The sequence below is a fragment of the Flavobacterium sp. LK-23 genome, from assembly GCF_058135255.1.
Map to the genome: position 1 here is coordinate 176082 of NZ_JBYUVT010000010.1, position 10272 is coordinate 186353.

The 10272-nt window shown below is 35.7% G+C and carries 5 protein-coding genes; all 5 read left to right on the top strand.

The features are described 5' to 3' along the window. The first annotated feature begins 78 nt into the window (after nucleotides 1-78). The 5 genes from AC3Y25_RS15980 to AC3Y25_RS16000 all read left to right on the top strand — a co-directional run bounded on the left by AC3Y25_RS15980 (nucleotide 79) and on the right by AC3Y25_RS16000 (nucleotide 10164). Nucleotides 79-870 (top strand): AraC family transcriptional regulator, encoded by a 792-nt coding sequence (locus AC3Y25_RS15980; protein ID WP_489903414.1) that lies wholly within the window; start codon nucleotides 79-81, stop codon nucleotides 868-870. 435 nt (nucleotides 871-1305) lie between these two features. Beyond that, nucleotides 1306-3492, top strand: a complete 2187-nt coding sequence (locus AC3Y25_RS15985; protein WP_489903415.1) for an alpha-L-rhamnosidase-related protein — start codon at nucleotides 1306-1308, stop codon at nucleotides 3490-3492. Nucleotides 3493-3787: 295 nt separating this feature from the next. After that, nucleotides 3788-5464, top strand: a complete 1677-nt coding sequence (locus AC3Y25_RS15990) for a hypothetical protein (RefSeq protein WP_489903416.1) — start codon at nucleotides 3788-3790, stop codon at nucleotides 5462-5464. 163 nt (nucleotides 5465-5627) lie between these two features. Beyond that, nucleotides 5628-6755: a glycoside hydrolase family protein gene (locus AC3Y25_RS15995; protein ID WP_489903417.1), complete on the top strand. Its 1128-nt coding sequence runs from the start codon at nucleotides 5628-5630 to the stop codon at nucleotides 6753-6755. 97 nt (nucleotides 6756-6852) lie between these two features. Further along, entirely contained in the window at nucleotides 6853-10164 is a 3312-nt protein-coding gene (locus AC3Y25_RS16000) for a glycoside hydrolase family 2 TIM barrel-domain containing protein (RefSeq protein ID WP_489903418.1), read from the top strand. Nucleotides 10165-10272 lie beyond the last annotated feature (108 nt).

A 10272-nucleotide genomic window follows, 5' to 3' on the forward strand; every position in this document is an offset into this window, starting at 1 on the left:
TTTTTGCAAAGATTAAAAGAATACTAATGTCAGAATTGCTATATTTGGACAATGAATAACCAGATTCGGACATATCGAATGGCGCAGGAACATGGATACAGACTTGATCCATCGATTCCTGTTATTGGTTATACCGAAATGGTAACCAACGAAATGTGTATTTCCCATTCACATCCAAGAGGTCAGTTGATTTATGCAACTCGTGGCGTGATGAACGTTGTAGTGGGCAATCATATTTGGGTTGTGAATCCGTTGCAGGGTTTGTGGCTTCCGGGGGGAGTAGAGCATCAGGTTACTTTTCAGAAAGACGTTAATTACTACAGCGTTTTTATTGATCCGTCTGCAATGGAGGGATTGCCAACAAATAGTTTTTCGTTTGATATTCCGATGTTTTTAAAGCAGCTAGTTTTTAAAATCATTTCTTTTGGAATCGAAGGAAATCTGACTCCACCACAAAAAAGAATCATTTCTGTTTTCTTGGATGAATTAGCCTTAATTGAACCAAGTGCCACTTTCTTGCCAACCACCAATCACGAAAGACTTCAAAAAGTAGTTGAACTTTTGATGGAAGATATTGCCAGTAAAAACACGATTGAATATTACGCCGAGCTTTCTTTTATGAGTACAAGAACTTTATCCCGTTTATTCATAAAAGAATTAGGAATGAATTTCAGCGATTGGCGTACACGTTTAAAATTATTAGAAGCCATAAAACGTTTGGGCGAAAAACAATCGATCAAAGAAATAGCCTTCAATTTAGGGTACGAAACTACAAGTGCCTTTATTTATATGTTTAAAAAGCATTTGGGCAAAACGCCTTCTAATTATATTTTAGAAGATGAGAATGAATCTGAGAGAATGATTGCTTAGATTGTTAGTCTAAATTAGAACGCGGATAATACAGATTCTCTATCGCGAAGACGCGGATTTGGACAGATTTTTTAAACACATAGAAACATAGATTTTTTTACTTAGCGAAATAGGGAATAAAAAATGACTTGTCATTAACACATAGCTATGTGTATTCATGAAAGTGAAACGCCTTTTATGGACAAAGTAATTCTATGTTTCTATGTGTTAAAAAAATAAATCTGTTTTCATCCGCGTCTTCGCGATAGCGAATCCGTCTCATCAGTGTCCCATAAAATTCTAACATCATTTTTTTTAGTACTAAAAAAGTGATACTCCATAATTTTTACCTTAAATAATTATCAAAAAGTATTATTTTTTTATGAAATTGCAGGATAGTGCAGGGTGTGAAATGTGAAGATAACACTTATCTTTAGTCCCAAAAATAAACTTACTATGTTAAACCGCTTTTCCATTTTTAAGACTTTACTTCTTTTTGTTGCCCTTTTTTCTTGTTCGCTGTCATTTGCTCAAGAAAAACCAAAAGAAGCCACATGGATCTGGTATCCAGGTGACTTTGAAGTTTGGTTAAGCAATAAAATGCAGGTAAGACGTACAGAACGCGAAGCCGTATTTCCGCCACTTTGGCAATATTACAGTCCGTATGCTTTGGTCACTTTTCAGACAGAAGTAGATATTCCAAAGCCAGATGAAGTGAAAATCTTCTCAGAAGGACCTTTTCAATTACTTTTAGATGGCGTTCAAATTTACGGACAGCCAAAATCGATTAAAGTTCCTGCGGGAAAACACAAAATTTCTTTTAAAGTTTACAATCAGGAAGTATTGCCAGCTATTTATATTGCAGGTAATTATGTTAAATCTGATGCTTCATGGAAAGTAACCAACGAAGATAAACTTTGGATTGATGAAACTGGAAAAGCACAACAATCTGGTACGCCTTGGGTTCCTGTTGGTTCTTGGAATTTTAATTCGCCAGAAAATAAACCTTCAGAATTTAAATTAACAACAAAACCTTTAAGTGCAAAGAAAACAGAAAAAATAGGAGCTGGTCAATTGATAGATTTTGGAAAAGAAACTTTTGGTTACATTAAAATTCACGGTTTAAAAGGAAAAGGCAAACTAGCATTGTATTATGGCGAATCTCGTGAAGAAGCTTTGGATTCCGCTAAATGCGAAACCTTAGATCATTTATCTTTTGACGGAAAACAGTCTCAAACTTACACACATGATGGCTCGAAAGCATTCCGTTATGTTCAAGTTCAAGCAGATGCAGGTGTAAAATACGATTCTATTTCGATGTTGTATGAATATCTGCCATTAGACTATCGTGGGGCATTCAAATCATCGGATGAGCAATTGAATAAAATTTGGGATGTCTCAGCTTATACGATGCATTTAACCTCTCGTGAATTTTTTATAGACGGAATTAAACGTGACCGCTGGGTTTGGTCTGGCGACGCTTACCAAAGTTATTTAATGAATTATTATTTATTCTTTGATTCGGCTTCAGTAGAAAGAACACTTTTAGCCCTTCGCGGAAAAGATCCTGTAACGGCTCACGTAAATATTATAATGGATTATTCGCTGTATTGGTTTGTAGGTGTTTACGATTACTACTTGCATACGGGCGATACAAAATTCATCAAGACTTTTTATCCAAGAATGAAATCGCTTATGGATTTCTGTTTAGAAAGAAGAAACAAAAACGGATTCCTGGAACCATTAGAAGGCGATTGGGTTTTTATTGATTGGGCAGACGGATTACCAAAAACAGGAGAAGTGAGTTTTGAGCAAATGCTTTTAGCAAGAAGTTTAGAAGCTATGGTGGTAAGTGCCGAAATTGCTGGTAAAACCGAAGATCAAAAACAATATCAGAAATTAGGAACTGACTTAAAAACGAACTTATTTGATGTTTTTTGGGATAAAAAGGAAAACGTCATGAAACATCAGCGTATCGATGGAAAAATCCAAAATATTGTAACCAGATATGCTAATATGTTCGGTATTTTCTTTAATTATTTTAATGAAGAACAGAAACAAAGTGTAAAAAATAAAGTACTACTGAATAAAGATGTTCTTCAAATCACGACACCATATATGCGTTTTTATGAGTTGGAAGCGTTGTGTGCGATGGGCGAACAAGATTACGTTTTAAAAGAAATGAAAGATTATTGGGGTGGAATGCTGAATGAGGGCGCAACCTCTTTCTGGGAAGAATACAATCCGAACAAAAAAGGAACGGAACATTTAACGATGTACGGACGTCCTTACGGAAAAAGCCTTTGCCACGCTTGGGGTGCAAGTCCGATTTATTTATTAGGAAAATATTATTTAGGTGTAAAACCAACTGCTCCAGGGTATTCAGAATATGAAATTAAACCAAATTTAGGAGGTTTAAAATGGATGGAAGGAAAAGTGCCAACACCAAACGGAGAAGTTGCCGTGTATTGTAACACTAAAGAAATCAAAGTAAAAGCAGGCGAAGGAGAAGGAAAATTGATTTTTGAAAGTTTATCAAAGCCAAAAACAAACTCGGGAGTAATTACAGAATTAGCAAAAAATAAATATCAATTGATTTTAAAACCTAATGTGGAGTATAAAGTGAGTTATAAGGCTTTGTGAGTTATAAGTTATGAGTTATGAGTTATGAGTCACTAGTTTGTAACGTCTAGTTTGTCATTCCGACTGAAAGGAGGGATTACACTCGTAACCACAAAGATTATCACGTCCAGTTTGTCATTTCGAGGAACGAGAAATCTTCGCAAGTAGCTCCGCAAAGATTGATCTGCAAAGCGTGCTCAGCAAACGAAGATTTGCTTCGCCTTTTCGCTATCGCTCGGGTCTCCTTACGTCGAAATTACAAGATCGGGGGAAATGCATAAGAAAGAATAAAAGCCAATAAAAAAATAAAAAACCAATGTTTTCAAAAAACACAAAATACAGCTTCAAATTAAAAACAGCATTCTTAATGCTATTAACCGTTTGCATCCAAGCCACAGGACAAACAACCGCATGGAAACCAGCATCATTTGAAATTGTAAAATCCAATTACAAAACGTTCAAAACCACACAATATGCTCATGTATTTTCAGGAAGCAAACACAATATCGTTCGTTTAGCTCCAGAATTGCAAGGCTTAACAGGAATTGAACTTCCTTTAGAAAAATATAAAAATGGAAATAATGCTCCATTACAATTAAAATTTAAAGAACAAGTTCAGGTTCTGATTGGAGTTTTTCAAGAAAATAATTCAGATTATCTTCAAGCTGATAAACTTCAAAATGCCAAATTAATTTTAGAAAACGGAGCTACAATTACAGGTTTACCTCCTGTAAATGTTTATGCGATTTCATTTTCAAAAGGAACACAAACATTAAATTTTGGAAAAGGATTATTTGCAGTTTTAGGAGTTGTAAAAGCTTCTGAAAAATTAGAAAAAAGAAATGCAGAATTTCCAGACGGAAAACTCTGGAATCCAACTTTTATCGTTGAAGGATTTTCAGATGAAAAACCACTTTTCGAAATTATCGGCGGAGAAAACAAACCTGTTATTGACGAAGGAATGTCTGGAACAGAAGACATTCAAGGCGGTTTTGAAGGCGGACGTGTGGTAAAAGTTGGCGATACGTATCATATGTTTCCAACCGAAAGAGCTGGAGAAAAAGGTGTTGATTACTATTATGATCGTGTAAAAACAAAAATCGGGCATTGGACAAGTAAAGATGCAATCCATTGGAAAAGAGAATCGACAATTTATCAAGCAAGCGGAACTTACGCCGTTACCGAAGATGATAATCCGATGAATGATCGTCGTGCTGCAATTTGGTCTTACATGCCAGTTTTTAATGAAAAAGCAAATAAATGGTACGGCTATTATTTGGCGTATACGGTAAGTAAAGAAATTGAACCAAATCATTCATTCGGAAGAATTTGGCGTTGTGAATCAACTGTAGACGGAATCAATGGAATCGGCGGACCTTATAAAGATATGGGAATCATTATGGAACCTGGATTGGATTCTCAGCCTTGGGAAGGACGTCAGGGTGTTGCGTCATTTTTTCCATACCAAGTGGGCGATAAATACTTCGGCTTTTACAGCGGCGCTTATCCGTTTAATTCTTGGGCAGATTATCCGAAGAAATCAGGAAAAGGCTGGTTTGTGGCTTTAGCCGAATCCAAAAGTTTAGAAGGTCCTTGGTTGAGAATGAACAAAGGTTTGGAACCCATTAAAACCATGCATCCGCAGTTTGTAGAAAATCCAATTGTAAGTCAATTACCAAACGGTATGTACATTGCTATTTTTGACGGAGGTCCAGACGGTTGGGGGCATCATTTACCAAATATGATTGCGTATTCGTTATCAGCAGACGGCGTTAATTGGGCAGAAGCACATTATTTACCAATCGAAACCAAAGTTGATAAATGGTGGGATATTATGAGAACACCTTTGTGCTTAATTCCAGAAGGAAGTGATGTTTACACAATCGTGTATAATGCAATCGATTTGAAAAGAAGATTTCATCCAACAGGAATGGTAAAAGTAAAACTGAACAAAGATGTGATGGATTCTAAATTAAAAGAGTTGAAGAAATAGAAGAGAGTGGGAAGAAGAAAGATGCAAGAAGCAAGATTTTAGAAAATAGAAAATAGAGTATAGAAAATAGAACTTTGCGACTCTGCGACTTTGCGAGATTAAATCTTTCGAAAACAAAAAAAACTTAGAGCCTTAGCGCCTTAGTGGCAAAAAAAACATAAAAATGAAAATTAAATATCTAATCCTAACCATTTCAGCACTTGCCATAACAAGCTGTGCAACCAAATACAAGAAAAGAGAAATTACCGAGAGCGTAATGCAGGAGATTTACGAAGAAATCAAAACGCCTTATAAATATGGTTTGGTAATGGTTCCAACCGATAACTCATACAAAATGGATTGTCCGAGTGTATTTAGAAAAGACGGTAAATGGTACATGACGTATTTAATTTATGATGGAAGAGGTTATGAAACTTGGCTTGCAGAAAGCGATAATCTTCTGGACTGGAAATATCTAGGAAAAGTAATGTCATTTTCAGAAAACGAAAAACATTGGGACGTGAACCAAAAAGCAGGATATATTTCGCTGCAAGATCCAACTTGGGGCGGAAGTTACGAATGGGAAAAGTACGATGACAAATACTGGATGAGTTATTTTGGCGGAGACAGTAAAGGTTATGAAGCGGGCGTTTTATCAATCGGAATGGCGTATACCAAAGAAGCGCCAACAAAACCGCACGAATTTCAAAGATTAGAAAATCCTGTTTTAACTCCAAAAGACAAAGATGCCAAATGGTGGGACAATAATACGATGTACAAAAACAGTGTGATTCGTGATAAGGATAAAGTGACGGGACATAATTTTATCATGTATTATAACGCCCGTGGCGATAGTATAAATCCTGCTAAAGGAGCAGAGCGCATTGCGATGGCAGTATCAAACGATATGAAAACATGGAAGCGTTATGGCGACAAACCTTTAGTCAATCATCATAAAGGAATCTCAGGCGATGCTTATATTCAGCGAATTAATGATACTTGGGTAATGTTCTATTTTGGAGCTTTCTGGACGGGTTGGAATCAAGGTGCATTTAACCGTTTTGCAGTTTCGAATGATTTAGTAAACTGGACAGATTGGAAAGGCGAAGATTTAGTTAAATCATCTGAACCTTATGATGATATGTTTGCACACAAATCATTTGTTGTAAAACATGATGGCATTGTCTATCATTTTTATTGTGCTGTTAACAAAGCAGAACAAAGAGGAATTGCAATTGCAACGTCTAAAGATTTAGGAAAAAGCAAATTGAATTTTGTGGCACCGCCGGAGAAAAAGGTAAAGAAGAATTAAGTATAGAGAATTAAGTATTAAGATTAAATTGTAAGTTTTGAAATTAAGTAAAAAAAATATAATCCATTTTGTTGAACGTTTTTTTAATGAAGGGTTTTTGAAACCATTTTTAAATTCAGATTGTCTGCGTACATCTGTCTTAATACTTAATACTTTTGTCTTAATACTTCCCGTTTTAGGGAATGCCCAATCCGTAACTGGAGAACCAGCGGGAATTCCAGAATTACATAAAAAATATCAGTTTGCACCGTGGGAAGATCCAACAATTACAAGCATCAACAGACAGCCATCGAGAGCGACTGCTTATTCATACGCAAGTGTTGAAGACGCTTTAAAAGGCGACAGAACCAAAAGTAGAATCCAAATGTTAAATGGCGATTGGGATTTTAAATATGCTGTAAATTTAAAAGAAGCTTCAAAAGATTTCTATAAAAATACCGTTTCAGGCTGGGATAAAATCGAAGTACCATCAAATTGGGAAATGAAAGGTTATGACAATCCAATTTACAAAAGTGCTGTTTATCCGTTTAGACCAATAAATCCACCTTATATACCTAAAGATTATAACGGAGTTGGTTCTTACCAAAGAAGTTTTACGGTTCCAGAAAACTGGAAAGATATGACCGTTACTTTACATTTCGGAGCTGTAAGTTCAGGTTTTGAGGTTTGGTTAAATGGAGAATTTTTAGGTTATGGCGAAGACAGTTTTCTGCCATCAGAATTTGATATTACACCTTATTTAAAAGCGGGAGAAAATGTAGTTTCTGTTCGTGTAATCCGTTGGACAGATGGTTCTTATTTAGAAGATCAGGATCATTGGCGTATGAGCGGAATCCAGCGTGAAGTTTTCATTATGGCTGAGCCAAAACTGCGTATTCAGGATTTCTTTATTCAAACCAAATTAGACAAAGAATACAAAGATGCTATTTTCAAATTGCGTCCAAAAGTGGAGAATCTGACTGGAGCAAAAATCAAAGATTATACTATGCATGTTCAGTTGTACGATGCAAATAATACTGCTATGTTCAAAGAACCGCTTCAAAGACCTGTAATCGATTTGATTAACGAAAGTTATCCCCGTTTGGATAATGTTCGCTTCGGATTCTTTCAGGAAACCATTAAAAATCCAAAGAAATGGAGTTCAGAAGAGCCAAATTTATACACGATGGTCATTTCGATAAAAGACAAAAACGGAAATGTTACAGAAGCCAAAAGCTGTAAAGTAGGTTTCCGTTCGATTGAATTCTCCAAGGAGAACGGAAAAATGCTCATCAACGGAAAAGAAACCTATGTATATGGCGTAAATCGTCACGATCATCATCCGACAAGAGGAAAAGCCGTTACAAGAGAAGATATAAAACAAGATATCACCACGATTAAAAAGTTCAATTTCAACTTTATACGTACTAGCCATTATCCAAACGATCCGTATTTCTACGAATTATGCGATCAATACGGAATCATGGTAATGGATGAAGCGAATCAAGAAACTCACGGAATTGGCGGAAAATTAAGCAACGATCCGCTTTGGACAAATGCTTATATGGAAAGAATGATCCGAATGGTCGAAAGAGATAAAAACCATCCATCTGTCGTAATGTGGAGTTTAGGTAACGAAGGCGGAAAAGGCCCGAATCATGCTGCAATGTCGGGTTGGGTTCACGATTTTGATATCACACGTCCTGTGCATTACGAACCAGCGCAGGGAAATGCCAAATTAGACGGTTACATTGATCCGCTTGATCCGGGATATCCAAAAACAATCGATCATGCATATCGATTCGAAAATCCGCAGGATGATTCGTATGTTGATATGGTCAGCCGTTTTTATCCGGGCGTTTTCACTCCTAAATTTTTAGTCGATCAAAAGAAAGATACACGACCAATTATTTTCGTTGAATATTCTCATGCGATGGGAAATTCAGTTGGAAATTTAAAAGAATTATGGGATGAATTCCGTTCGCTTCCAAGAGTTATTGGCGGGTGTATCTGGGAATTTAAAGATCAGGGAATCTTAAAATTTGATTCCAGATCAGGTCAGAATTATTTTGCTCATGGAGGAGATTTTGGCGAAAAATACCACGATGGAAACTTCAATACAAAAGGAATTGTAGATTCTAACGGAAAACCAAAAGGATCTATTTTTGAAAACAAATGGGTGTATCAGCCAGCGATTTCGACTTTAAACGGAAGTCAATTAGAAATTAAAAATCGTCAGTCGGTTAAATCATTAGAAGGTTATATTCCGGTTTTAAAAGTGTTGGAAAACGGAAACGTAATCAAAACTCAGATTTTAAAACCATTAAAAGTAGAAGCAGGACAATCAACAACCTTAGATATCAGTTTTTATCTTCCAAAAATGAAAGCTGAAGCCGAATATATTTTAAATATAGAATTCCAGCTTTCGAAAGATGAATTGTGGGCTTCAAAAGGTTACGCTGTCGCGGAAGATCAGTTTATATTGAAAAAGAAAGAAGTGATTTCTCCAGAATCTAAGAAAGAAAATTTAAACGTTTCTGAATCAGATTCAGATTTCAAAATCAAAGGAAAAACTTTTGATATTACGATTGGAAAAGCAAACGGAGCTTTGAGTTCTTATATTTTTAACGGAGAAGAACAAGTTTTTGCACCGCTATTGCCAAACTTTGTAAGACCGCTTACAGACAATGATAAACGTGGTTGGAAATCGCAAAAGCTGTTGAAACAATGGTACAAAGCAAAACCAAAATTGGTTAACATTTCAATTGACAAATCGGCTTCGGAAATTAAAATAACAAGTGATTATGAAGTTATAAAAGATAGTGCAAGTGTAAACGTAGTTTATAATATTTTACCAAACGGATTAATAAAAGTAGATTACAGCTTAAAAGCCTCAGACAAACTACCAAACATTCCAAAAATCGGAATGCAGATGGGAGTTAAAAGAAGTTTCGACCAGATTTCATGGTACGGAAAAGGCGAACTGGAAAATTACAGTGACAGAAGTTTTGGTTCGTTTGTTGGGAAATATTCGCTTCCAATAAATGATTTTATCGAACATTATCCAAAACCGCAAGAAAACGGAAACCGATGTGATGTAAGGTGGATGGCATTAAGCACTCCACAAAAAAACAATGGATTTTTAGTAGTTAACGATACCAAAGTTTTAAGTATGAGCGCATGGCCGTATACACAGGAAAACTTAAGCACATCTGGTCATACATACGATTTGAAAGATCCAGGATTCTTAACACTAAACATCGATTTAATCCAAATGGGAGTAGGAGGAAATGATAGCTGGACGATTGTAGCACAGCCATTAGAACAATATCAGATTAAATCTGGAAATTACGAGTATAGTTTTTATTTGACGCCTTTCAGCGGTTCGAAGAATGAATTGGAAAGTAGTTTGAAGAAGTTTAAGTATTAATTGATAATTAAAAATTAAGAATTAAAAAGTACAGTTTGTCATTTCTGTAAAGGTTAGATAATTCGGTAACAAAATTTAACTTTAATAAATTTTGTTGCGATGAGAAAT

Excerpts from the sequence above, each read along its gene's own strand:
- AC3Y25_RS15990 (WP_489903416.1), top strand. The coding sequence starts at position 3,788 with ATGTTTTCAAAAAACACAAAATACAGCTTCAAATTAAAAACAGCATTC.
- AC3Y25_RS15995 (WP_489903417.1), top strand. The coding sequence starts at position 5,628 with ATGAAAATTAAATATCTAATCCTAACCATTTCAGCACTTGCCATAACA.
- AC3Y25_RS15985 (WP_489903415.1), top strand. The coding sequence starts at position 1,306 with ATGTTAAACCGCTTTTCCATTTTTAAGACTTTACTTCTTTTTGTTGCC.
- AC3Y25_RS15980 (WP_489903414.1), top strand. The coding sequence starts at position 79 with ATGGCGCAGGAACATGGATACAGACTTGATCCATCGATTCCTGTTATT.